We start from the raw sequence: 24097 nt of genomic DNA, 5'->3' as shown, positions 1-24097 counted from the left end.
AATGCAAACAATTTTAATTACTGGAGGTGCAGGTTTTATTGGATCCAATTTTATTACATACTTTATAGAAAATAATAAAGAAATTCATGTCGTAAATTTAGATTTGCTTACCTATGCCGGTAATTTAGAGCATTTAAAAGAATTAGATAATCATCCAAGATATACTTTTTTTGAAGGAGACATTTGCAAGAGGGATTTAGTTGAAAATTTATTTAAAGAATATCATTTTTCTGGAGTAATTCATTTTGCAGCAGAATCTCATGTAGATAATTCCATTAAAAATCCAGATGCATTTGTAAAAACCAATGTTTTTGGCACTTTTACGTTGTTAGATGTTGCAAAAAATTATTGGATGAATGCTCCTTTTGAATACAAAGAAGGATATGAAAATGCAAGATTTCATCATATTTCAACAGATGAGGTTTATGGTACATTAGGCGCCAAGGGTTTGTTTACAGAAACCACACCTTATGCACCAAACAGTCCTTACAGTGCTTCAAAAGCGTCTTCAGACTTTTTAATAAGAAGTTATTTTCATACCTATGGTATGCATGTAGTTACCACTAATTGTTCTAATAATTACGGTCCAAAACAACATGATGAAAAGTTGATACCAACCATTATTAGAAAAGCAATTTCTGGTGAAAATATTCCTATTTATGGGGATGGAAAAAACATTAGAGATTGGTTATACGTGCAAGACCATTGTACAGGGATTGAGTTGGTTTATAAAAATGGAAAATTTGGAGAAACTTATAATATTGGTGGCAAAAACGAGCGTAATAACTTATATATTGCCAATAAAATTTGTGAGATTTTAGATGAAATTTATCCAAAGAAAAACTCTTACAAAAATCAAATTAGTTTTGTAAAAGACAGACCTGGTCATGATTTTAGATACGCCATAGATGCCTCTAAAGTAGAAAATGAATTGGGTTGGAAAGCCTCAGAAAATTTTGAAACTGGAATTTTAAAAACCATACAATGGTATTTAAAAAAATACAATTAATATGAAAGGAATAGTTTTAGCAGGAGGTTCAGGTACAAGATTACATCCACTAACTTTAGCTGTTAGCAAACAGTTAATGCCCGTGTATGATAAACCCATGATCTATTATCCAATTGCTACCTTAATTTCTGCTGGAATTAGAGAAATATTAATTATTTCTACACCACAAGATGTACCATTGTTTCAAAAATTATTAGGAGATGGAAGTAAAATAGGTTGTAGTTTTCAGTATGAAGTTCAAGAAAACCCAAATGGTTTAGCAGAAGCGTTTATTATTGGTGAAAAGTTTATTGGTTCTGATAAAGTTGCCTTAATATTGGGCGATAATATTTTTTATGGATCAGGTTTAGCAGATCTTTTAAAATCAAATAACAATCCAGATGGCGGTATTGTGTATGCTTATCACGTAAATGATCCAGAAAGATATGGGGTAGTAGAATTTGATGAACATAATAAAGCCATTTCTATTGAAGAAAAACCAGAACATCCAAAATCTAATTATGCAGTTCCTGGAATCTATTTTTACGATAATGAAGTGGTAACCATTGCAAAAAACATCCAACCCAGCAAAAGAGGCGAATTAGAAATTACAGAAGTAAATAATGTATATCTAAAAAAAGGAAAACTCGCTGTAGAAATTTTAGATAGAGGTACAGCTTGGTTAGATACAGGTACTTTTAACTCATTAATGCAAGCAGGGCAGTTTGTACAAGTAATTGAAGAAAGGCAAGGTTTAAAAGTAGGTTCTATAGAAGCAGCAGCGTTTAGAGCAGGTTTTATTAACAAAGAACATATGATGGCACTCTCAGAACCTTTATTAAAAAGCGGATATGCCAATAATTTATATAAAATATAATGAACGTTACAGAAACACATTTAAAAGGTTGTTTTGTAATAGAGCCAACAGTTTTTAAAGATAAAAGAGGAAGTTTTTTCGAGGTTTTTAATCAGAAAGTATTTGAAAAAAAAATAGGATTAAAAGTAAACTTTGTTCAAGATAACCAATCGATATCTCAAAAAGGAGTTTTAAGAGGTTTACACTTGCAAAAGGGGCAGTTTGCACAAGCCAAATTAGTAAGAGTTATAAAAGGTAAAGTTTTAGATGTAGCTGTAGATGTTAGAAAAGACTCGCCAACTTTTGGTCAACATTTTTCTGTAGAATTATCTGGAGATAATAACAAACAACTATTTGTGCCAAGAGGATTTTTACATGGTTTTGCTACTTTAGAAGATAATACCATAGTTTCTTATAAGTGTGATAATTACTATCATAAAGAATCTGAATATGGTGTTATTTATAATGATAAAAATTTGAGGATTGATTGGAAATTGAATGAAAGTGAGGTTGTTTTATCTGATAAAGATAAAAGGTTAAAAATATTTAATGAGTTTTCTGATAAATCTGAAAACGGAAATAAAACTGTATTAACATATGGAACTTTTGACTTGTTACATTATGGACATATAGAAATTCTTAAAAGAGCAAGTAAATTAGGAGATAAATTAGTTGTTGGTGTTTCTACAGATGAGTTTAACAAGATAAAAGGTAAAAAATGCAAAATACCTTTTGAGGAAAGAAAAAAATTTCTAGAATCATTAGAATTTGTAGATGAAATAATACCAGAAACTAATTGGGAACAAAAAATTGATGATGTTTTAAGAGTTAAAGCAGATATTTTTGTTATGGGAGATGATTGGGAAGGTAAATTTGATTTTTTAAAAAAATATTGCCAAGTAATATATTTACCTAGAACCGTTGGTATTTCTACAACAAAATTAAAACAAATTCTTTGAAAAAAAATAAATGATAAAACAAGTTGTAAAACTCTTTAGTTTTTTTTTAAAAAAGAACGTAAAGAATGTTGTGTATGTAAGTTTTCCAGATATATCTGATAATAGTTTTGCGATGTTTTGTTATATGATAAATACCAAAAAAGAGTACACTAATATTTGGTTAGTAGACAAGTTAAAACAGAAAGATAAATATGAAGTTTTAATAAAAAACTATACAACTTCTAAAAATTATAAGATTCTAAAAAAAAGTTCATGTAAGGGGTTGTTCTTTTTTTTTACCTCTAAATATGTATTTCATACACATGGAGTGTATAATAAATTACCACTTCTTAAAAATCAACTTAATATAAATTTATGGCACGGCATGCCATTAAAAAGAATTGGTCATTTAGATAATAATACTCTTGTTCCAAAATCTAATTTTACCATTGCAACTTCTAAAAAGTTTAGTAAAATAATGCAAGGTGCATTTAAATTAAATGAAGATCAGGTAATAATATCAGGTTTACCAAGAAACGATTTTATTTTATCAGATAAATTTACCTTTTTAGATGTTATTTCAGAAAAACAAAATACGTTTGCAAACACCATACTTTGGATGCCAACTTATAGAAAGTCTACTATTGGAGATATAAGAGTAGATGGTGAGATAGATGGAATGAATGAATTTTTAAATGAATCATTTCTAAATGAATTAAATGTGTTTTTATCTAAATTAAAATCTTTATGTGTTATTAAATTACATCCTATGGATGTGTTAAAGCCAAAAGATTTTAAAGAATATTCGCATTTATCAATAATTGATAATTCAAATTTTGTCGAAAAAGGAATTTCTCTTTATTCAGTTTTAAATTCTGTTGATTTATTATTAACAGATTTTTCATCAATATATATAGATTTCTTATTGTTAAATAAACCAATAGGTTTTGTAATATCTGATTACCAAGAATATTTAAATTCAAGAGGGTTTGTTTTTGACAACCCAAAAAAATTGATGCCAGGTGAATTTATAGCAAATAGCAAAGAATTATTATTTTATTTAGAAAAGCTTTTTATAAATAAATCTGATGATTTTGAAAAACAAAGAAATGTGGTAAAGAACATTTTTCATGAAGAACAGAATTCATTTTCAGAAAAAACATTTAATTCTATTTTAAATTAGAATGTTAAAAAACTTAAATATAGATCACAAAACAATTTTAAAAAACTTTTCTTACTTAACAGTAATGAAAGTTTTAAATATTGGGATTAAAGTAATTTTAGCTGCATATTTAATTAGAGTTCTAGGTAATGAAAAATATGGATTATTAACTTGGTTAGATTCTGTTATTCAGTATTTTATAATGATAATAAATTTTGGATTTAACATTTATGCAGCTAAGTATATTGTTGAAAATCGAAAGAAAACTGAAAGTATTAATGAAATAGTATCTTCAATTTTTATTATTAAAACAATTTTATTTCTAATATCTGTAGTTTGTATCTTTTTGTTAGGTCAATTTGAGATGTTTAACATTTATAAAAACATACTATTATTATTTATGTTTTGTGGTTTAGGAGAAGTATTATTTCCTATTTGGTTTTTTCAAGGAGTAGAAAACCTAAAACCAGCAACAATAATTGTTTTCTTATCAAGATTATTTTTATTATTAGGTACCATTTTTTTTGTTAAAAAAGGACAAAGTATTACTGTTTATATTTGGTTTTTTATCTTGTCGTCAATATTAATGGGGGGTTTAGGGTTCTATTTGTTATTTAAGAAATATAAAATAAAGCTAATTAAGGTTTCTTTTTTGAAGCTAAAGACCTATTTTAAAGAATCTTTACCCTTTTTTATTGGAAGGTTTTTGTCTCTTGTTTTTAACTTTGGAACCATTTTTTTTATTGGTAAGTTTTGTGAACTAGAACAAGTTGCTGGTTTTGATTCAAGTTTAAAAATTGTAATGTTAGGGGTTATACCTTTTGAAATGTTACAACAAGCAGTTTTTCCAACAATATCTAGAACTAAAAATAAAAAAATGCTTAAAAAGATTGTTTTTGCTTCATTAGTTATAGGTTGTCTTGTTGGCTTAGTAACTTATTTGCTTTCAGATTATTTGATGATTTTAATTGGAGGACAAGAAATGCTTCAATTTTCTCCAGTATTAGAATTTTTGTCAATACTCTCTCCTTTTGTAGCGTTAACCTTTGTCTTGGGAACTTGTTCTTTGGTGGCATTCGGGTTTTATAAAGAGTATAACTTTTCTTTAATCTTTACATCTATAATTTATATCTTAGTTTTAATTCTTTTATATTTCTTTGATAAATTAAACTTTTGGAATTTAATTTATCTTAGAGTTTTTGGAGATGTTTTAATGGCATTAATAAGGATTTATTTTTCATTTAAGAAAAAAACCTTAACACTGTTTAAATTTAATTAAATTGAGAAATTTTATATTTTTACTATTCTTCTTTTTTACAGGTATTCAGTTTTTTATTGCTGATGTTACTTTTGTAACATTGCTATCTTTTTTTGTAAATTATATAGTAATTATGGTAATTATGTATTATCATTTTTTTTTAGAGAAAGATTTTTCACCATTTATTTCAGCATATTTAATATTTAATTTACTCTTTTTTATAATAGCTCCATTAGCTCAAATTTATACAGAAACTGAAACTTATGTCAATAACTTTCCTTATCACTGGGCAGAAGCTATAAGAGCTAATATTTATATTTTATTATTTAATATAACCTTTTTTGTAAGTTATATTGTCTTTAAAAAACAGCATAAAACTGTAATAGATTATCAAATTAAAAAAAAACTTCCTTTTGATATTTTGGTGATTTTAGTTTTATCTATTCTTATTTTAGTTTTTAATATAGATTATATTCAAGAAAAGTTAATGACACCAACTTGGAAGTTACAATATGATAATAATAAGTCAATTAAAATTATAATTTCTAAAGTATTATTTTCTGTACCGTTAGCAGGTGTAGCAATGTGTGTGATGTATTTTAAAAAGAAAAATAGAAATGCAATAAATTGGATGACTATTTTGGTTTCTATATGTGTTTTTTTACTTTTAATAGTAGTGTTTAAAAATCCTTTTATGGAAAAAAGGTCTGGTTTAGGACCTATCTATTTTTGTCTCATATTTTTATTTATACCTAAATTATTAAACTCAAATATTAAAACAACCCTTGTTTTGTATTTTAGTTTAATTTTTTTAATGCCGCTATTAGCAGTTTTTACACATGTAAACTCTTCTTTTTCTGAAGTAATAAAGAATCCGTCAATTTTGTTTAAATCTTTTAAGGGAGATGTATTAATGAGTAATTTTGACACATTAAATTTTGATACATACGCTAATTTTTTGGCAACAATAGAATATGTTTCTTTAGAAGGTTTTAGTCTAGGAGAACAACTGTCAGGAGCATTTTTATTTTTTGTACCAAGATCTATTTGGCAAACTAAGCCTCATACAACAGGTCAAGTTGTTGGAGATTATTTAATAGAAAATCATGATTTTTGGTTTAACAACTTATCTAACCCATTTATCTCAGAAGCTTATTTAAATTTTGGGGTTTTTGGTATTATTTTGTTCGCCTTTATCTTAGCATTTTTACTAACAAAAGCGATATTATTTTTAAAGTCTGATGATTATTTAAAAAAGACATTTGCTTTTTTTATTGCAATACATTTAATCTATTTTCTAAGAGGAGATTTTACAAACGGTTTTTCACAATTTATATTAGTAGGTTTCGGAATCTACGTAATTCCTAAAATGGTTGTTCTTGCTTTTAAAGGGATAAAATTATGGTAAAGTTTTTTAATGCTAGTTTTTTAGATAATTCAATTAAGTTATTGTTCCTAAATCTTTTTTTGTTTCCTATTTACCCAGATAACGTAAAGCCTTCTATGTTAGGATTGTTCTGTCTTTTTTCAATAATTTATTTTTTCAAAAAAGATAGAATGTTTAACCATAAGAAAGGTATTTCTATTTTTTTTATGAATAGTATTCCGTTTTTGGTTGTTTTGTTAAGTATGTTTTATACAAGTAATTTTACTTATGGAAAAATACTTTTGTTAAGATTATTGCCTTTATTTCTTTTTCCATTTTCTTTTTATTTACTAAAATCAAATAAAAAGATTTACACAAATAGATGCTTATTTCTCGGGAAATTGTTCTATTATTCAAGTACATTATTCCTTTTTATAGTTATTTTTTTATATTTCCTTTATAAAGGATATGTAACAGAAAATTATTTTTTAAATTACAGTTATCGAATTATTTTTCAATTAGGTAAATATTCTATTCATCCTATTTATGCATCTCTATACACATCAATAGCTTTGTTGTTTTCTATTAGTTTGTTTAGAGTTAACAAGTTTAAAATTTATGTTCTTTTAGGGAATATAATTCTTATTGTTCATCTGTTGCTTTTATCAAGAAAAAGTGCTATTTTTTTAATGACAGGTATTTTTTTATTGTACCTTTTTTTTAATAAAAAGATAAAGATTAAAATTAAATTAATAGCTTTTTTGTCAATTTTTATATTGGGGATCTCTGTATATAATTTTGTACCAGATATATCAAACAGATTTAAAGATTTGGTTAGTTTTGTTAATAGTAACAATAATAAAAGTTCATCTAACCTTAGAATAAATATTTATAAAACTTCTATACCATTAATTAAAGAAAAACCATATTTTGGTTATGGTATTGGTGCAGGTGAAGATGTGTTATTTCAAAAAGAGAATACTATTAATTTTTTTAACAGTAAAAATTATAACTCTCATAATCAGTATTTAGGATATGCATTAAATGCAGGGTTATTTGGCTTAGTATTTTTTTTGTTTTTTATTTTTAAAAATTTAAAAATAGCTTTTCAAAATTCTTTTGAACACGCATCATTAATAGTTTTTTTTATATTACTTATGTTTGTTGAAAATATTTTAGATAGACAAAATGGAATTCTATTTTTCTCTCTTTTTATTAATTATTTTGCCTTTTATGCTGTTTTAAATGAAAAACAAAAATAAATTTTTATTAGTAGGCCCTTTTCCAGATCCAGTTTCTGGTGTTTCTTTAGCAAACAAAATTGTATTAGAAAATTTAGAATCATCCAAAAGTTATAAGGCCGATTTTGTAAATACTTCTTACCCAGTTTTTGAAGATGCAATTGGAAGTTTTTCTATTAAAAAAGCATTATTTTTCGTGAAAATTAATGTGAAAGCCTTAAAGGTTTTTAAGAATGATATTATCTATATAACACCAGGCCAAACATTTTTTGGAATTGCAAAGTATACACTGTTTATTTTACTTTCTTCAATTTTAAAAAAAGAAATTATTATACATGTTCATGGTAATTATTTAGGAAAACAATACTCAGAATTGTCAGGGATAAAAAAGAAGTTTTTTTATTTTTTAATATCAAAGTTTACCAAAGGAATTATTTTGTCTAGGTCATTAAAAAATAATTTAAGCCCATTTCTTAAAACTGAAAACATTCATGTACTAAATAATTTTGCTCAAGACTTTCTATATTATCACACAGAAGAAAAATCTTTTAGAGAACTTAAAATTTGCTATTTAAGTAATTTAATGGAGGAAAAAGGAATTTTACAACTTTTAGATGCCCTAATAATTTTAGAAGAAAAAAAAATTTCTTATTCTGCAAAAATTGCTGGTAATATAGATGAAAATTTAAAAGAAATTATAAGAAATAAAATTAGTAGCCTTAAAAATACTCAATATTTAGGTATTGTAAAAGGGATAGAAAAAAGAGAATTGTTAAATTGGAGTACAATTTTTGTTTTGCCTACTTTTTATAAAATGGAAGGTCAACCTATTTCAATTTTAGAAGCTATGGCTACAAGTAATGTAATTATTTCAACAAAACATGCAGGAATACCAGATATCATTAAACACGAGAAAAATGGTTTTTTAATGGAAACTAATAAAGTAGACGAATTAGTTGAATTTTTTACTTATTTAGATGAAAATAGATCTAAAATTAAACAAATAAGTGAGTACAATAAAACATATTTTATTAATAACTTTACCGTTGATATATTTGAATCAGAATTTTTAAAGATTATAAATAATAGTGCAAAAACTGAACACTTTTAAATTACCAAAAAATTTTAGAGGCAAAAATGCTTTTGTGGTACAATTATGGTGGATTGTACAAGGTATATTCTTTAGAATGTCACCACAATTTATGTATGGTTTTAGACGGTTTTTATTAAGACTATTTGGTGCAAAAATTGGAAAAAACGTAATTATTAGACCAACTGTTAGAGTAACCTATCCTTGGAAAGTTGCTATTGGAGATTATTCTTGGATTGGAGATGATGTTGTTTTATATTCTTTAGGAGAAATAGAGATTGGTAAAAATGTAGTAATCTCTCAAAAATCATATATATGTGCTGCCTCTCACGATTATTTACAATCTGATTTTCCAATTTTTGCAAAAAAAAATACCATAGAAGACGAATGTTGGTTGGCAACAGATGTGTATATTGCACCTGGTATTACTATTGGAAAAGGAACTGTTATAGGTGCTAGAAGTAGTGTTTATAAAGATATTGCTTCAAATAAAGTATGTGTAGGCAATCCTGCAAAAATAATTAGAGAAAGAAAAATTGACTAACACAAAAAATATATTATTAATCTCCCCGTTTTTTTTTCCAGAACCAATTTCTACAGGAAAATTTAACACCAATTTTGTAACAGCTCTGACGGCGCAAGGACATAAAGTTACAGTTTTATGTTTTCATCCATTTTATCCAGATTGGAAAGCAAAAAAAAGTAATGAACAACTTAAAGGTGTAGAAATTATTAGAGGGGGAACTAATGTGTATTATACAAAAAAAACAATTTTTAGAAGACTTATTTTAGAGTTTAGTTTTGCTTTTTTTGTACTGAGAAAATTAAGGGTTCATCAAAAAGGAAAAGACATTGTTATGCCAATATTTCCACCAAGTTTTGCTTTCTATTTTATCAGCCCCTTTTTAAATAAAAATATTAGAAAAGTTGGTATGGTACATGATTTACAAGAGGTATATTCTGAAGGTAAGTCTGGGTTTTTAAACAAATTTGTAAAATTCTTTATTCATAAAATAGAAAAGAAATGTTATCAATCTTGCGATAAAATTTTATTTCTATCTAATGAAATGAAAAAAGAAGCCAAAAAATTATATAATTTAGAAGAAAATAAATTAGAGGTTCAATATCCTTTTATCACTTTAAAAAATAAGATTACCAATGATTTAAGCACGATTTTTGATAGTACAAAGATTAATATTGTTTATTCTGGAGCCTTAGGAGAAAAACAAAACCCAATGAAACTTCTAAGTTTTTTCTCTGAAGCATCGAAAAAAATACAAAACACTGCATTTCATTTTTTTTCTGAAGGGGAAACAATTAAAAGGTTAAAGAGTATAAATAAAAATAAGAATATACATTTTCATAACTTAGTTAAAAAAGAGAATTTAGAAGAATTATATAATAGAAGTGATATTCAAATTATTCCTCAAAAAGAAAACACTTCCAAAGGCTCTTTACCCTCTAAATTACCTAATTTATTAGCTTCAGGATGTAAAGTTATGGTAATAACAGATGCTGATAGTGAAATTGAAAACCTCTTTTTTGAGAAAGATATAGACTTAGTTGTAAATAAATGGGATAATAATTTACTTATAGAAAAGTTGCAGTTTTTAATACATAAAGAAATAGATACAGAGCATCAAAAAACACTTGCAAAAAAAATATTTACAATAGATAAAATGATTCTTAAAGTTTTTCGTTAACAAAAGTATAATCGTTTTTTAAAAGAACCAAACTTGAAAAAAAGATACTCCTACTTAATAAGACCACTCCAAATTATATTGGATATTTTTATTATTAATTTTGCAGTCTATTTAATTTATGACAAAGAATTTTTAAATACTTCTTTTTTGTCTTACATTTCTTTGTTTTGGTTTTTTACAAGTTATTTTTTAGGTTTTTATAAAGTATATAGATACACAAAAGCCTTACATATACTAACTCTTTTAATAAGACAGTTTTCAATCTTTTTCTTAGGTTATTTTGCATATTTTGGTGCTTTTAGAGAAGGAGATGTTGTAAATAACCAATTCGTTATTCTTAGCGCTATTATAATAAGTATTACAGCTATTAAATTTTTATGGCTCTTTCTTTTAAAAAAATACAGATCATATGGTAATAATTATAGAACAACAGTAGTAATTGGTTATGATGATTCAGTAAAAAAACTTATTAAGTTATTTCAAAGTAAATCTAATTTAGGATATAAGTATTTGGGTTTTTTCTCTAATAAAACCTATAAAAGTAAAGAGTTTTTAGGAAATTTAGAAAGTGTAGTTGAATATACAACTAATAATATTGTAGATGAAATTTACTGCTCTTTATCTTCTTTAGATAAAGAGCAAATAAAAAAACTAAATAAATTTGCATTAGATAAAGGCATCGTTTTAAAATTAATACCAGAGTCTAATGAGTTATATAGTAAAAATCAAAGCACTGTATTTTATGACGATACAATAACTGTATTAAATGTAAAAAAATTACCTTTTGAATTCCCAGAAAACTTTTATAAAAAAAGAATATTTGACGTCTTTTTTTCACTTTTTGTATGTGTTTTTTTACTCTCATGGTTAATACCTATTTTATGGGTTTTGGTAAAATTAGAATCAAAAGGCCCTTTAATATTTAAACAAAAAAGAGAAGGTATTAACGGAGATGAGTTTGTTTGTTACAAATTTCGATCAATGAAAATTAATGCAACTGCAAATAAAGTGCATGCTACTAAAAACGATTCTAGAGTTACTAAGATTGGAGCCTTTTTAAGGAAAACAAGTATGGACGAGTTACCTCAATTTATAAACGTTTTACTTGGAGATATGAGTGTGGTTGGACCAAGACCACATTTAGAGAGTTTGTCTTTAGAATACCAAAAAGATGTAGACAATTATTTAAAAAGACATATTGTAAAACCAGGTATAACTGGTTTAGCTCAAATAAGCGGTTACCGGGGAGAAATAACTAAAAAATCTGATATTATAAATAGAGTGCGTTTAGATATTTTCTATATAGAAAATTGGTCTTTTTTCTTAGATATTAAAATTATTATTCAAACTGTTTTAAATGTGTTTAAAGGAGAAGAAAAGGCTTATTAAATGAATAAAGAACATCAAATTACTGCAAGTATTGTTCTTTACAATCAAAATATAAATGTTTTAAAAAAAACAGTTACCTCCTTTTTAAATACACCGTTTAAAAAAAAATTATTTTTAATTGATAATTCTAAAAACAACCAAGTAAAAGATATTTTAAAATCTAATGAAATAGAATATGTTTTTACGGGAAAAAATATTGGTTTCGGAAAAGCACATAATTTAATACTAAATAAAATTCAGTCAGATTTTCATTTAATTCTAAATCCAGATGTTGCGTTTTCTCCAGATATTATTTCAGCTTTAATGAATCAACTTTTGCAAAATAAAGAGGTGTCATTTATAACTCCTAAAGTTATTTATCCAGACAAAAGTTTGCAATACGTCTGTAGAAAGCATCCCACTTTATTTAATTTAATAAATCGGAATTTAAAGATTTTTAAAAGATTGGCACTTAAAAACCAATATAGAGATAGCGATTTAAACAAACCTTTTTATCCAGATTTTATTCATGGTTGTTTTATGCTTTTTAAAACTGAAGATTTTAAGATTTTAAATGGATTTGACGAACGCTATTTTTTATACATGGAAGATGCTGATCTATGTAGAAAGATTGATAGATCTGGTAAAAAAATAATGTATTTTCCAGAAGTTAACATTATTCATCAACATCAAAAAGGTTCATTTAAAAGTTTAAAACTTTTTTTTTACCATATTTCCTCAGCAATAAAATATTTTTTAAAGTGGGGCTTTAGGTAACCAATTTTTTTTAAAATATATTTGCAAAACAACAAACAACACAAATGAATATTCTTATTTTAGGTTCTGGAGGTAGAGAACACGCTTTTACATTAAAATTATTAGAAAGTAACAAGGTAAACCAACTTTTTGTTGCACCTGGTAATGCTGGTACAGCCAACATTGCAACTAATATTAATATCAATCCAACAGATTTTAAAGCTGTAAAACAAACCGTTTTAGACAATGATATTAAAATGGTAGTTGTGGGCCCAGAAGCACCCTTGGTAGCGGGCGTTCACGACTTTTTCTTAGCTGATGATGCCTTAAAAAATATTCCTGTAATTGGCCCTAAAAAAGACGGAGCAACTTTAGAAGGATCTAAAGATTTTTCTAAGCAGTTTATGCAAAAACATGGTATTCCAACTGCAAAATACCAATCTTTTACAAAAGAAAATTTAGCAGAAGGTTTTGCGTTTTTAGAAACTTTAGAACCACCTTTTGTGTTAAAAGCAGATGGATTAGCCGCTGGTAAAGGAGTTTTAATTTTAAATTCTTTAAAAGAAGCTAAAGCTGAATTAAAAGAAATGGTTTCCAATCAAAAATTCGGTGAAGCTTCATCAACAGTTGTGATAGAAGAGTTTTTAAAAGGAATAGAATTGTCTGTTTTTGTGTTAACAGATGGTAAAAACTATAAAATATTACCATCCGCAAAAGATTACAAAAGAATTGGCGAAGGTGATACAGGTCTAAATACGGGTGGAATGGGCGCTATTTCTCCTGTGCCATTTGCAGATGAAGCTTTTTTAAATAAAGTAGAAGAATTGGTGGTAAAACCAACTATTAATGGTTTACAAAAAGACGGAATTGATTACAAAGGTTTTATTTTTATTGGTTTAATGAATGACCACGGAAACCCATCTGTAGTAGAATATAATGTACGAATGGGAGATCCAGAAACGGAGGTTGTTTTACCAAGAATCGAGTCAGATTTATTTGATTTGTTTGAAGGCGTTGCCAACCAAACCCTTGATCAAAAATCCTTTTCTGTAACTCCAAAAACAGCAACAACTGTTATGTTGGTTTCTGGTGGATACCCAGAAGCTTATCAAAAAGGTAAAGAAATGACAGGTTTTGACACACTAGAAAATTCCATTGCTTTTCATGCAGGAACAACCCTTAAAGACGGTAAAGTAGTTACAAGCGGTGGTAGAGTTATGGCAATTACTTCTTTCGGAGAAACTATAGAAGAGGCTTTAGAAAAATCTTACAAAAGCATTCATAAAATTCATTTCGATAAAATAAATTACAGAAAAGATATCGGTTTCGATTTGGTTTAACAAGCATTTTATTTGGGCGTTTTAACAGGCTTTCCATTATATCTTTTTTTCCGAAAAAGAAAAAAAGGATGCCATTTCAATCCTTAACGCAGTTTTTTGTTCCAACCAAACATCAAACGAAATAAGAGTATTTGTCGTCTTTTAAAAAAATAATGCTATTTTTTACTATCGAATTTTTTGCTAAATAAAAACTCACAAAAATTGAATTAGAAGCTAATTTAATTTGCCTTTTCTAAAGTAAAAGAAAATTCAGAACCTTCGCCATAAGTACTTTTTAACAACATGGTTTGGTCGTGTGCTTCTACAATATGTTTTACAATAGACAAACCTAAACCAGATCCACCTTGCTCTCTAGATCTACTTTGGTCTACTCTGTAAAAACGCTCAAACAAACGTGGTAAATGTATAGATTTTATGCCTTCGCCATTATCTACTACCTTCACAATAAATTTATCTGAACTATAAGAATCAACAGCTAAAATGGTAGTTCCATTAGGTTTGCCGTATTTAATTGAATTTACAATAAGATTTATAAGTACTTGCTCTATTTTTTCGATATCTCCTTTTACAAAGACTGGAAACTCATAAATTCGATCAAATTTTAAGGTAATGTTTCGTTTTTTGGCTTTCATTTCAAATAAATCGAATACATTTTGTACCAATTCTAAAATATTAAAAACCTTAATATTTAGTTTTAAACCATCTGTTTCTAATTTAGCAATCATGTCTAAATCTTTAGTAACAGCAACCAATCTTTCTACACCTTTGTTGGCTCTTTCTAAGTATTTTTTTCGTATTTCTTTATCACTTCCAGCACCTTCTAAAAGGGTTAAAATATAACCTTGTACTGTAAAAAGTGGTGTTTTAAGTTCGTGTGCTACGTTTCCTAAAAAATCTCTTCTAAAAGAATCTCTTTCTGTTAAACTTTTAATTTCCATCCTTTTACCCTCTACAAACTTCTGCATTCTTTTAGAAAGTTTTTCGATATCTGTTGTTACAGAATCTTTACGTAAATCTTTTACATCTAGTATAGATACGTCTTCGTAGATTTTCTTTAATCTTCTATAAATAAAATGCTCTGCCCTGTATTGTATAATAAAAAAAGAAATAATAAAGAGTGCCGCAATCGAAATTATAAGGGCTCCTATGCCTAAATGTTTAACAACTACAAAATATGATATAGTAGCAATTATTACTGATAAAAGTGTTAAATATATGGCAGACCAAAGTGCGTAAGAGTATGTTCTTTTAAATTTCATTTAGGCAAGTTAATTATCTGCGCCTTCTAAAACAAATTTATAACCTACCCCTTTTACAGTTTTAAAGTGATGATCTCCTATTTTTTCTCTTAATTTTCTAATATGTACGTCTATAGTTCTGCCACCAACAACTACTTCATTACCCCAAACAGTATCTAAAATAACTTCTCGTTTAAAAACTTTGCCAGGTTTAGAGGTAAGTAGAGAAAATAATTCGAATTCTTTTCTAGGTAAAGAAATTTTAGTTCCTGCTTTATAAACTACATATTCTTCTCTGTCTATAACAATGTCTCCAATTTTAAAAGCTTCTTCGCTTTGTTTATCAGATTTTAATCTTCTTAATAAAGATTTTATTTTACTTAATAAAACCTTTGGTTTTATTGGTTTTGTTATATAATCGTCTGCACCGGCTTCAAAACCTGCAACTTGAGAGTAATCTTCTCCTCTAGCTGTTAAAAATGAAATAATAACATTTTCTAAAGAACTAATTTTTCTAATTTTTTCACAAGCTTCTATACCATCCATTTCTGGCATCATAATGTCTAATAAAATTAGATGAGGTACATTTTTTTTTGCAGATTTTATGGCTTCTTGTCCGTTATTAGCAGTAAAAACCTGGTAACCTTCGTTTTTTAAGTTGTAACCAACAATTTCTATAATGTCTGGTTCATCATCAACTAATAAAATTTTAATATCACTTTTGTTCATAAATTTTTTAAAAAACTGTGAGTATCAAAAATACTAATAAATAAATTATAATAACAAACACTTAACAATCATTTAATGTAAATTATCTTTCATTTAAGGTTTAGTTAACCCATACTTTAGTTATAGAGAAAACTTATTTAGTGTAAAAATTTTACCCTTTTTCTTTTTTTATTACCTTTATCGTAGAAAAAGAAACCAATGAACCTAAAACTCAAAATTGCCAACATTTTATTTTTAGATATAGAAACTGTACCTCTAGAAAGTAATTGGAATAGCCTCTCTGAAGCACATCAAAATTTATTTGAAAAGAAAACACAATACCAACGCAAAGAAGAATTTACATCAGAACAATTTTATGAAAGAGCAGGTATTTGGGCAGAGTTTGGTAAAATTATTTGTATTTCAGTTGGGTATTTTGCAGAAAATCAATTTAGAGTAACCTCTTTTTATGGTGATGATGAAACCAAAATATTAGTTAATTTTAAAACCCTGTTAGACAAACATTTTTCTAAACCCTCTCAGTTTTTATGTGCTCATAATGGAAAGGAATTCGATTTTCCATTTATTGCTAGAAGAATGATTGTAAACCAAATAGAACTCCCAAAAAAATTAAATTTATTTGGTAAAAAACCTTGGGAAGTACCTCATTTAGATACCTTAGAATTGTGGAAATTTGGCGATTATAAACATTATACTTCTCTTAAATTATTAACGTCTATTTTAGGGATACCATCACCTAAAGATGATATTGATGGCAGTGAAGTTGCAGCTGTTTATTACGAAGAAAAAAACATACAAAGAATTGTAAATTATTGCGAAAAAGATACCATTGCTGTAGCTCAAATCTTATTAAAATTTAACAATCAAGAATTGTTAAAAGAGGATGCTATTGTTAGGGTTTAAAATTACCCTTCCATTTTCATAGAAAGTTCTAACCAACGTTCTTCCTTTTGCTCTATTTCTGCAATAATCTCTTGTAATTCTTCAGATTTTTTAGGAATATCTTCTGTAGCAATTTCTACATTTAAAAATTGTTTTTCTATGGTAGTTTTTCTCTTTTGTAAACGTTCAATTTCTACTTCTAAAGCACCAAACTCTCTTTTTTCGTTAAAACTTAAAGATGTTTTAGAGCTCTCTTTCGCTACTTTTTTCTCAACAGGTTTCTCAATTTTAGATGTTTCTTTAGTATCTGCAGAATTATCATAAGCTCTAAAATCTGAGTAATTTCCTGGAAAATTTTCTACAACACCATCACCTCTAAAAACAAATAGGGCATCTACAATTTTATCCATAAAATAACGATCGTGAGAAACCACCAATAAATTACCTGGATAATCTAATAAAAAGCTTTCAAGTACATTTAAAGTTACCACATCCAAATCGTTTGTGGGTTCATCTAAAATTAAAAAGTTAGGATTCTGTATTAATACAGCACATAAATACAGTCTTTTTTGTTCACCACCAGAAAGTTTTTCTACAAAATCATATTGTTTTTTCTTGTCAAACAAAAAACGCTCTAATAATTGCGATGCAGAGATTTTTCTTCCTTTTGTTAAAGGGATAAATTCTCCAAACTCTTTTACAACCTCTATTACTTTTTGTCCTTCCTTTATTTGGATTCCTGCTTGTGTATAGTATCCAAACTTAACAGTTTCACCTAAAATAACTTTCCCTCTATCTAAAGGTGCTTTTTCTGTTATAATATTTAAAAAAGAAGATTTTCCTGTGCCGTTTTTCCCAATGATACCAATTCGTTCTCCTCTTTTAAATACGTAATCAAAACCATCTAAAATTACTTTATCATCAAAAGATTTAGAAATTTTATGTAGCTCAAGAATTTTACTTCCTAAACGCTCCATATTTATTTCTAATTGTATTTGGTGGTCTTTTCTACGTTGATGCGCTTGTGCTTTTATTTTATAAAAATCGTCTGTTCTAGATTTCGATTTTGTAGTTCTTGCTTTGGGTTGCTTACGCATCCAATCTAACTCTTTTTTAAACAAACTTTTTGCCTTGCTTAAATTGGTAGCTTCTAATGCTAAACGTTCTTCTTTATTTTGTAAATAAAAAGAATAATTTCCTTTGTATTTATAAATTTTACCTTCATCTAACTCTAAAATTTCGTTACAAACACGTTCTAAAAAGTAACGATCGTGTGTTACCATAAAAAGGGTTATTTTTTCTTTGGCAAAAAAAGCTTCTAACCATTCTATCATTTCTAAATCTAAATGGTTTGTAGGCTCGTCTAAAATAAGTAAATCTGGTTTATTAATTAGTACAATGGCTAAAGAGAGTCTTTTTCTTTGTCCTCCAGAAAGAGCACTTATTTTTAAGGTTAAATTGTCTAGTTTTAGTTTAGATAAAATTTGTCTGTATTGTGTTTCAAAATCCCAAGCATTGTATTGGTCCATCAAATCAAAAGCGGCTTGATAGGCATCTGTATCTTCAGGATTTTTTAAGGCTTTTTCATATTTATTTACAATAGAAAGAATTTTATTATCTGTTGCAAAAATGGTTTCCTCTATAGTTAAATCTTGATTTAAGTCGTCTTTTTGAGATAAGTATGCAATAGAAATGTCTTTTCTGCTAACTACTTGTCCAGAATCTGGTACGTCTAAGCCAGCAATAATATTTAAGATCGATGTTTTACCACTTCCATTTTTTGCTATAAAAGCTACTTTTTGGTTTTTGTTAATACCAAAAGAAATGTCTTCAAATAAAATTCGTTCTCCGTATGCTTTAGATATATTTTCTACTGATAAATAATTCATTAAGATTTATTTTTTTACAAAGAAACAAAAAACCCAAGTAAACGATTAGGTTTTTAAATCATTTAATTTTTAGGAGTGTTTTGTAAGGAGTTATTAGCTAAATGACCCCTATTTTTGTTAAAGTAAAAATACTACCAAATAAAGCTTTTATCGATCCCAGTATTCAAAGTTTTTTCAATAAAAACTATTTTACTAGTACTTCAATAAATGGTATATTGCGAGATATAAAAATATACCTTAAGATGAAGATAATTGTTCCTATGGCAGGTATTGGTTCTCGTTTAAGACCACATACATTAACAGTACCAAAACCTTTAACTGTAATTGCAGGAAAACCTATAGTACAAAGATTAGTAGAAGATATTTCTTCTGTTATTGATGAAGAAATTGATGAAATAGCATTTATAATTGGGCCTGCAAAAAAAGGCTTTCCAGAAAATACAACAGCAACTTTATTGCAAATAGCTAATGAATTAGGAGCAAAAGGGAATGTTTATGTGCAAGAAGAGGCATTAGGTACAGCACATGCCCTTTTTTGTGCTAAAAATTCTTTATTTGGCCCTTGTGTGGTTGCTTATGCAGATACCTTATTTAAAGCAGATTTTAAACTAGATGCCAATGCAGATGGCGCAATTTGGGTAAAGCAAGTAGCAGATCCAAGTGCTTTTGGTGTGGTAAAATTAGACAATGGTTTTATTACAGATTTTGTAGAAAAACCACAAGAGTTTGTATCTGATTTAGCAATTATTGGTATTTATTACTTTAAAGATGGAGATAGAGTAAGAAACGAAATTAAGTATTTAATAGATAATGATTTAAAAGAAAATAACGAATATCAACTTACAAACGTTTTAGAAACTCTTAAAAGCGAAGGGGCTAAATTTATACCAGGAACCGTAAATACTTGGATGGATTGTGGAAAAAAAGACCCAACAGTAGATACCAATAAGCAAGTACTAGAATTTGAGTACAAAGCTGGTAATAATTTAGTTTCTAAAGACGTTGTATTAGAGAATTCAGAAATTATACAACCTTGTTATATTGGTGAAAACGTAGTTTTAAAGAATACAAAAATTGGACCATACGTTTCTTTAGGAAGCAATAGTGTTATAGAAAACGCAGCCATAACCAATTCTTTAATTCAAAGCAATGTTACAATTTCTAATGCTAATTTAGATAATGCTATGATTGGTAATCATGCAAAATTTAACGGTAAATTTACCTCTGTAAGTATAGGAGATTATACAGAATTAACTTAGATGTTTATAAGATGTAACAACATAGAAAATAGAAAAAAGAGAACCTCTTATCTAGAGTTAGTTCTCTTTTCTTTATTCTTTATGCTTTATACCAATCAAATAAACTCCCAAGATAGCATACCAGCAGCAGTAGATTTAACTGAAGAAAAAGAGTTGAACTTTCAGCAGTTTTTTTTTAAAGCACTTACGCAAAAATCTATTGGTAATTATCAAAAATCTATAGAATACCTAGAAAGTTGCAATCAAATATTACCTTATAACGCAACTGTTTTTTTTGAATTTTCTAAGAATTATTTACTGTTACGTAATACGCTTTTAGCAAAAGAATACATACAAAGAGCTATAAAAATAGAAGCTTCTAACATTTGGTTGCTAAAACATTTGGTTAAGGTATATTTAAAAGAAAACGATTTTAAAAATGCTATAGAAACTCAGAAAGAAATAGTAGCTTTAAATCCTAAAGACAGCAATTATTTAGTGCGACTTTATTTAAGAGACAATAACTATAAAGAAGCACTCAATTTAATGAAGGTTTTAGACAAGCAAAACCGATTGTCTTCTAATTTCAAAAGAGTTAAAGAAAATTTAGAAAACAGAAAAAGAAAGGTTTTAAAAGAGAGAAAAGTTACGACTAATAACGAAACTATTTATAAGCAATTTGAAAATAATAAATCGTTTACTCTTTTAAAACAAATTTTAGAGAATGAACATAAAAACCCTGAAGCTTTATTAAAATACAGCACAGAAGGTATTTCTCTTTTTCCTGCACAACCCTATGTATATTTAATAAATGGAAAAGCCCTAAATTCTAAAAAAGAATTTACCAAAGCTATTCGTATGTTGAAAAATGGTATTGATTTTGTAATTGAAGATAAAATGGAAGCCAATTTTTATAAAGAAATAGCAAAAGCTTATAAAGGATTAGGCAATACAGTTGAAGAAAAAAACTATTTAGATAAATTTAAAAGACTAAATAAATAGCATGAAAATATTTAAATATTTAGTTTTAATTATACTTGTTTTTACATCTTGTAAAACAAAAAAATATGTGATAGATTCTAATAGTATTGCTAAAGAAATGTCTGCCAAAAGAGTGGTAAAAAAACACTTAAATGTAAGTTTTGGTAAAGAAACTGTAGACGCTAAACTTTCTGCAAATTTTAACAATGGTAAAATAAAACAAAGTTTATCTGTTTATTTACGAATTACCAAAGGCAAAGAAATTTGGTTAAAAGGCTCAAAATTTATTACGATTTTTAAAGCAAGAATTACACCAAAAGCTGTTGAGTATTATTCGCCATATGCAAAAAATTATTTCAAAGGAGATTTTAAAATGTTGGAAAATGTTTTAGGCACATCATTAAATTATACGCAGTTAGAAAACCTATTTTTAGGCCAAGCCGTTATAGATTTAAAAGAAAATAAACAAGAAGTAAATATTGTAAACAATACGTATGTTTTAAAACCTCAAACTACAAATGGCGTTTTAAAGATGTTTTTTGGTATCAATCCAGGTCATTTTAAATTAGATTTTCAGAAAGTAATAAATTCATTTAAAAATCAAGCTTTAGAGGTAGAATATCCATCTTATAGCATTGTAGATAAAGAGATTTTTCCAAAAAAAATAGACATAAGAGCCAAACAAGGAAAAAAAATAACCAAAATAAATTTTACCTTAAAATCTGTAGAGTTTAACAAACCAATAAATACCTCATTTTCTATTCCAGAAAATTATAAACACATCAATTTATAGTGATCAAAGCTAACTTATATATCGTTTTTTTTAGCATACTTTTTTCTTGTTTTTCTGTGCAAGGCCAAACAAAAAAAGAATTAGAAAAGCGTCAGAAAAAACTAAAAAAAGAAATAGCCCTTGTAAATAATTTACTGTTTAAAGAAATTAAAAAAGAAAAAAATGTTTTAGAAGATCTTAAAGATATCAATCAAAAAATATCTATTAGACAAAATTTAATAAATACTATTAATGCAGAAGCAAAGATTTTATCTAAACAAATTGCTATAAACGAACAAAAAGTAATAAAATTAAAAAAAGAGTTAGCAGTTTTAAAAGCAGATTATGCCAGTATGATTTTTAAATCTTACAAAAGTAGATCTCAGCAAAGTAAGATAATGTTTTTGTTATCTTCAGATAATTTTTATCAAGCTTACAAGCGTCTAGAGTATATGAAACAATATACGTCTTTTAGAAAAAAACAGGGCGAAGAAATTGTAACACAAACAAAAACGGTAGCTGCTATAATAGATTCTTTAACCCTGCAAAAACAAGTAAAAGATACTTTAATTTTATCTGAAAAAGAGCAACAACAAAAAATTGAACTCGATAAAACAAGCAAAGAAAAACTAATTTCTATTATAAAAAAGAATGAAAAAAAGTACAAAAGAGACTTAAAAAAGAAAATAAAAGAAGAAAAAAGAGTTTCAGAAAAAATTGATAAAATTATTAAAGAAGCTATTGCAAGGGCCAATAAAAAAGTAAAAAACAAACCAAAAACGCCTAAAAAGAATGAATTTATTTTAAGTCCAGAAGCAAAAGCATTAGCAACAAAATTCGAGTCTAATAAAGGGAAACTACCTTGGCCTTTAGAAGAAGGATTGATTACAAGAAGGTTTGGTAGGCAGGCACACCCAACTTTTCCTGGTATTACTTTAAACAGTACAGGCTTGCATTTTACTACCAAAAAAGATAGTGATGCAAAAACTATTTTTAATGGTAAGGTTTTAAATATTTTAGTTACTTCAGAAGGTAGAAAAAATGTATTAATACAACATGGTAATTACATAACCTCTTATAACAACTTAGAAAAACTATACGTTAAAAAAGGTGATGTTGTTTCTACAGGACAAAGCATTGGAAAAATCTTTACCGATAAAGTTTCTGGTAAAACAAAACTAATTTTTGTGTTGTATAAAAATACGACCAAACTAAATCCGTCTAGTTGGATTCTTAGAAGGTAGTAAATTATTTAAACTTTATATTTTTTTGTAAGATAATAGCGTTTGGTATGGTAATAAACTCGTTTTCAGGAGTTTTTAAAGTGATAAAAAATGCGCCAATATCTCTAATTTCTCCTGTTGTATCATTGTCTTTTTCTAAAATAGTAATGGTGTCTCCAATTTTAACCGGGTAGTTTACAAAAAGAATAATACCAGCAGTAATATTAGATAAAATAGACCATTGTGCAAAAAATGCAATTCCTAAAATGGTTAAAAAAGAAGAAACATATACTAATAATTGTTTTTCATCTACACCCCAAATAAAAGCAATAACAACAATTATAGTAGCATACGTTAAAATAGTTATTATTTTGTTAGTTACTAAAATTCTAGACTTTTGAAAACCAAATTTTACCTGAATTTTACGGAGCGAGTTTGTAATTATTAACCTAATAAGTATTGCTAAAAACAAAACAACGGCAGATTCTATAATTTTATGATTATTTAAAAATTCTAACATAATAATAATGTTCTAATTAAATAAAGCTTTCAATTCTGTAGCTTTATTTGGGTCTAATTTTCCAGCCAACACCAAACTTAATTGTTTACGTCTTAAGGCACCTTCATAACGCTCTTTTTCTAATTCGGTTTCTGGTATTATTTTAGCTATTTGCACAGGTTTTCCTGTCTCATCTACAGCAACAAAGGTGTAAATACCTTCATTTACTTTAGTTCTTTGTCCAGATTGTCTGTCTTCTATCCAAACATCAACATAAATTTCCATAGAAGATTTAAAGGCCCTAGAAACTTTAGCTTCTATATTTACAACACTACCAACGGGTACAGATTTGTTAAAAGCAACGTGGTTTACAGAAGCTGTAACCACAATTCTTCTAGAGTGTCTTCTTGCAGCAATACTACAAGCTCTATCCATTCTTGCTAGTAATTCTCCACCAAAAAGGTTGTCTAAATAGTTAGTCTCGCCAGGTAAAACTAAATCTGTAAGTACGGTTAAAGAGTCTTTAGGTGTTTTTGTTTCCATCAAAAAAGTAATTTTTATGCAAAGATAACAATCACCT

General features: G+C 27.1%; 23 protein-coding genes. 18 read left to right on the top strand and 5 right to left on the bottom strand.

Features of this window, described 5'->3' with window-relative positions; all coding sequences use genetic code 11:
- The first annotated feature begins 1 nt into the window (after position 1).
- Genes rfbB through purD form a run of 13 tightly spaced genes read left to right on the top strand, consistent with a single transcriptional unit; the run spans position 2 to position 14066 of the window.
- A complete protein-coding gene (rfbB, locus tag Q0662_RS00640) occupies positions 2-1009 on the top strand; it encodes a dTDP-glucose 4,6-dehydratase (RefSeq protein WP_298946019.1) in 1008 nt (335 codons plus the stop codon).
- A gap of 1 nt (position 1010) precedes the next feature.
- Entirely contained in the window at positions 1011-1865 is an 855-nt protein-coding gene (gene rfbA / locus Q0662_RS00635) for a glucose-1-phosphate thymidylyltransferase RfbA (RefSeq protein WP_298946017.1), read from the top strand.
- On the top strand, positions 1865-2803 hold the full coding sequence (gene rfbC / locus Q0662_RS11985; RefSeq protein WP_367181275.1) for a dTDP-4-dehydrorhamnose 3,5-epimerase: 939 nt from the start codon (positions 1865-1867) through the stop codon (positions 2801-2803). Before rfbA ends, rfbC begins: the two co-directional genes overlap by 1 nt.
- A 10-nt stretch (positions 2804-2813) precedes the next feature.
- Positions 2814-3965, top strand: coding sequence for a CDP-glycerol glycerophosphotransferase family protein (locus Q0662_RS00620; protein ID WP_298946015.1), 1152 nt, complete (start codon positions 2814-2816; stop codon positions 3963-3965).
- Between the two features lies 1 nt (position 3966).
- A complete protein-coding gene (locus Q0662_RS00615; RefSeq protein ID WP_298946013.1) occupies positions 3967-5223 on the top strand; it encodes an oligosaccharide flippase family protein in 1257 nt (418 codons plus the stop codon).
- A gap of 1 nt (position 5224) precedes the next feature.
- Complete coding sequence (locus Q0662_RS00610) at positions 5225-6610, top strand: O-antigen polymerase (RefSeq protein WP_298946011.1); 1386 nt, start codon at positions 5225-5227, stop codon at positions 6608-6610.
- Complete coding sequence (locus tag Q0662_RS00605; protein WP_367181273.1) at positions 6604-7830, top strand: O-antigen ligase family protein; 1227 nt, start codon at positions 6604-6606, stop codon at positions 7828-7830. Before Q0662_RS00610 ends, Q0662_RS00605 begins: the two co-directional genes overlap by 7 nt.
- On the top strand, positions 7814-8920 hold the full coding sequence (locus Q0662_RS00600; protein WP_298946009.1) for a glycosyltransferase family 4 protein: 1107 nt from the start codon (positions 7814-7816) through the stop codon (positions 8918-8920). Before Q0662_RS00605 ends, Q0662_RS00600 begins: the two co-directional genes overlap by 17 nt.
- On the top strand, positions 8898-9443 hold the full coding sequence (locus Q0662_RS00595) for a putative colanic acid biosynthesis acetyltransferase (protein WP_298946007.1): 546 nt from the start codon (positions 8898-8900) through the stop codon (positions 9441-9443). Before Q0662_RS00600 ends, Q0662_RS00595 begins: the two co-directional genes overlap by 23 nt.
- Positions 9436-10602, top strand: coding sequence for a glycosyltransferase family 4 protein (locus tag Q0662_RS00590; protein WP_298946005.1), 1167 nt, complete (start codon positions 9436-9438; stop codon positions 10600-10602). Before Q0662_RS00595 ends, Q0662_RS00590 begins: the two co-directional genes overlap by 8 nt.
- 33 nt (positions 10603-10635) lie before the next feature.
- Positions 10636-11991: an exopolysaccharide biosynthesis polyprenyl glycosylphosphotransferase gene (locus Q0662_RS00585; protein ID WP_298946002.1), complete on the top strand. Its 1356-nt coding sequence runs from the start codon at positions 10636-10638 to the stop codon at positions 11989-11991.
- Positions 11992-12747, top strand: a complete 756-nt coding sequence (locus Q0662_RS00580; protein WP_298945999.1) for a glycosyltransferase family 2 protein — start codon at positions 11992-11994, stop codon at positions 12745-12747.
- Positions 12748-12791: 44 nt separating this feature from the next.
- Positions 12792-14066 (top strand): phosphoribosylamine--glycine ligase, encoded by a 1275-nt coding sequence (gene purD, locus Q0662_RS00575; RefSeq protein ID WP_298945997.1) that lies wholly within the window; start codon positions 12792-12794, stop codon positions 14064-14066.
- A 218-nt stretch (positions 14067-14284) separates the two neighbouring features.
- Here purD and Q0662_RS00570 read toward each other — a convergent pair whose 3' ends face one another.
- Positions 14285-15325: an ATP-binding protein gene (locus tag Q0662_RS00570; RefSeq protein WP_298945995.1), complete on the bottom strand. Its 1041-nt coding sequence runs from the start codon at positions 15323-15325 to the stop codon at positions 14285-14287.
- 9 nt (positions 15326-15334) lie between these two features.
- Positions 15335-16033 (bottom strand): response regulator transcription factor, encoded by a 699-nt coding sequence (locus Q0662_RS00565; protein ID WP_298945993.1) that lies wholly within the window; start codon positions 16031-16033, stop codon positions 15335-15337.
- Between the two features lie 198 nt (positions 16034-16231).
- On the opposite strand from Q0662_RS00565, the gene Q0662_RS00560 reads away from it, so the two are divergent.
- Positions 16232-16936, top strand: a complete 705-nt coding sequence (locus Q0662_RS00560; protein ID WP_298945990.1) for a 3'-5' exonuclease — start codon at positions 16232-16234, stop codon at positions 16934-16936.
- Positions 16937-16938: 2 nt separating this feature from the next.
- Here the strand turns inward: Q0662_RS00560 and Q0662_RS00555 are convergent, their stop codons facing one another.
- A complete protein-coding gene (locus tag Q0662_RS00555; protein WP_298945988.1) occupies positions 16939-18804 on the bottom strand; it encodes an ABC-F family ATP-binding cassette domain-containing protein in 1866 nt (621 codons plus the stop codon).
- A gap of 242 nt (positions 18805-19046) precedes the next feature.
- Between Q0662_RS00555 and Q0662_RS00550 the strand changes: the two genes are divergently transcribed.
- Genes Q0662_RS00550 through Q0662_RS00535 form a run of 4 tightly spaced genes read left to right on the top strand, consistent with a single transcriptional unit; the run spans position 19047 to position 23039 of the window.
- Positions 19047-20063: a sugar nucleotidyltransferase gene (locus Q0662_RS00550; protein WP_298945986.1), complete on the top strand. Its 1017-nt coding sequence runs from the start codon at positions 19047-19049 to the stop codon at positions 20061-20063.
- Positions 20064-21044 carry a hypothetical protein gene (locus Q0662_RS00545; RefSeq protein ID WP_298945984.1) on the top strand — a complete coding sequence of 327 codons (981 nt, stop codon included), beginning with the start codon at positions 20064-20066 and terminating at the stop codon, positions 21042-21044.
- Position 21045: 1 nt separating this feature from the next.
- A complete protein-coding gene (locus Q0662_RS00540; RefSeq protein WP_298945982.1) occupies positions 21046-21816 on the top strand; it encodes a DUF4292 domain-containing protein in 771 nt (256 codons plus the stop codon).
- Positions 21817-21872: 56 nt separating this feature from the next.
- Entirely contained in the window at positions 21873-23039 is a 1167-nt protein-coding gene (locus Q0662_RS00535; RefSeq protein ID WP_298945981.1) for a peptidoglycan DD-metalloendopeptidase family protein, read from the top strand.
- 4 nt (positions 23040-23043) lie between these two features.
- On the opposite strand, the gene Q0662_RS00530 is transcribed toward Q0662_RS00535, so the two are convergent.
- Positions 23044-23538 (bottom strand): mechanosensitive ion channel domain-containing protein, encoded by a 495-nt coding sequence (locus Q0662_RS00530; protein WP_298945979.1) that lies wholly within the window; start codon positions 23536-23538, stop codon positions 23044-23046.
- A gap of 12 nt (positions 23539-23550) precedes the next feature.
- Positions 23551-24060 (bottom strand): acyl-CoA thioesterase, encoded by a 510-nt coding sequence (locus Q0662_RS00525; RefSeq protein WP_298945977.1) that lies wholly within the window; start codon positions 24058-24060, stop codon positions 23551-23553.
- Positions 24061-24097: the final 37 nt, after the last annotated feature.

The organism is uncultured Polaribacter sp., from assembly GCF_947503855.1.
In the GTDB taxonomy this organism is placed as follows: Bacteria; Bacteroidota; Bacteroidia; order Flavobacteriales; family Flavobacteriaceae; genus Polaribacter.
This window is presented reverse-complemented; position numbering and strand designations above follow the sequence as displayed.

Coding starts and splice junctions, on each gene's coding strand:
- rfbB (WP_298946019.1), top strand. CDS start 2: ATGCAAACAATTTTAATTACTGGAGGTGCAGGTTTTATTGGATCCAAT.
- Q0662_RS00540 (WP_298945982.1), top strand. CDS start 21,046: ATGAAAATATTTAAATATTTAGTTTTAATTATACTTGTTTTTACATCT.
- Q0662_RS00620 (WP_298946015.1), top strand. CDS start 2,814: ATGATAAAACAAGTTGTAAAACTCTTTAGTTTTTTTTTAAAAAAGAAC.
- rfbC (WP_367181275.1), top strand. CDS start 1,865: ATGAACGTTACAGAAACACATTTAAAAGGTTGTTTTGTAATAGAGCCA.
- Q0662_RS00560 (WP_298945990.1), top strand. CDS start 16,232: ATGAACCTAAAACTCAAAATTGCCAACATTTTATTTTTAGATATAGAA.
- Q0662_RS00545 (WP_298945984.1), top strand. CDS start 20,064: ATGTTTATAAGATGTAACAACATAGAAAATAGAAAAAAGAGAACCTCT.
- Q0662_RS00605 (WP_367181273.1), top strand. CDS start 6,604: ATGGTAAAGTTTTTTAATGCTAGTTTTTTAGATAATTCAATTAAGTTA.
- Q0662_RS00550 (WP_298945986.1), top strand. CDS start 19,047: ATGAAGATAATTGTTCCTATGGCAGGTATTGGTTCTCGTTTAAGACCA.
- Q0662_RS00555 (WP_298945988.1), bottom strand. CDS start 18,804: ATGAATTATTTATCAGTAGAAAATATATCTAAAGCATACGGAGAACGA.
- purD (WP_298945997.1), top strand. CDS start 12,792: ATGAATATTCTTATTTTAGGTTCTGGAGGTAGAGAACACGCTTTTACA.
- Q0662_RS00525 (WP_298945977.1), bottom strand. CDS start 24,060: ATGGAAACAAAAACACCTAAAGACTCTTTAACCGTACTTACAGATTTA.
- Q0662_RS00580 (WP_298945999.1), top strand. CDS start 11,992: ATGAATAAAGAACATCAAATTACTGCAAGTATTGTTCTTTACAATCAA.
- Q0662_RS00600 (WP_298946009.1), top strand. CDS start 7,814: ATGAAAAACAAAAATAAATTTTTATTAGTAGGCCCTTTTCCAGATCCA.
- rfbA (WP_298946017.1), top strand. CDS start 1,011: ATGAAAGGAATAGTTTTAGCAGGAGGTTCAGGTACAAGATTACATCCA.
- Q0662_RS00565 (WP_298945993.1), bottom strand. CDS start 16,033: ATGAACAAAAGTGATATTAAAATTTTATTAGTTGATGATGAACCAGAC.
- Q0662_RS00570 (WP_298945995.1), bottom strand. CDS start 15,325: ATGAAATTTAAAAGAACATACTCTTACGCACTTTGGTCTGCCATATAT.
- Q0662_RS00530 (WP_298945979.1), bottom strand. CDS start 23,538: ATGTTAGAATTTTTAAATAATCATAAAATTATAGAATCTGCCGTTGTT.
- Q0662_RS00615 (WP_298946013.1), top strand. CDS start 3,967: ATGTTAAAAAACTTAAATATAGATCACAAAACAATTTTAAAAAACTTT.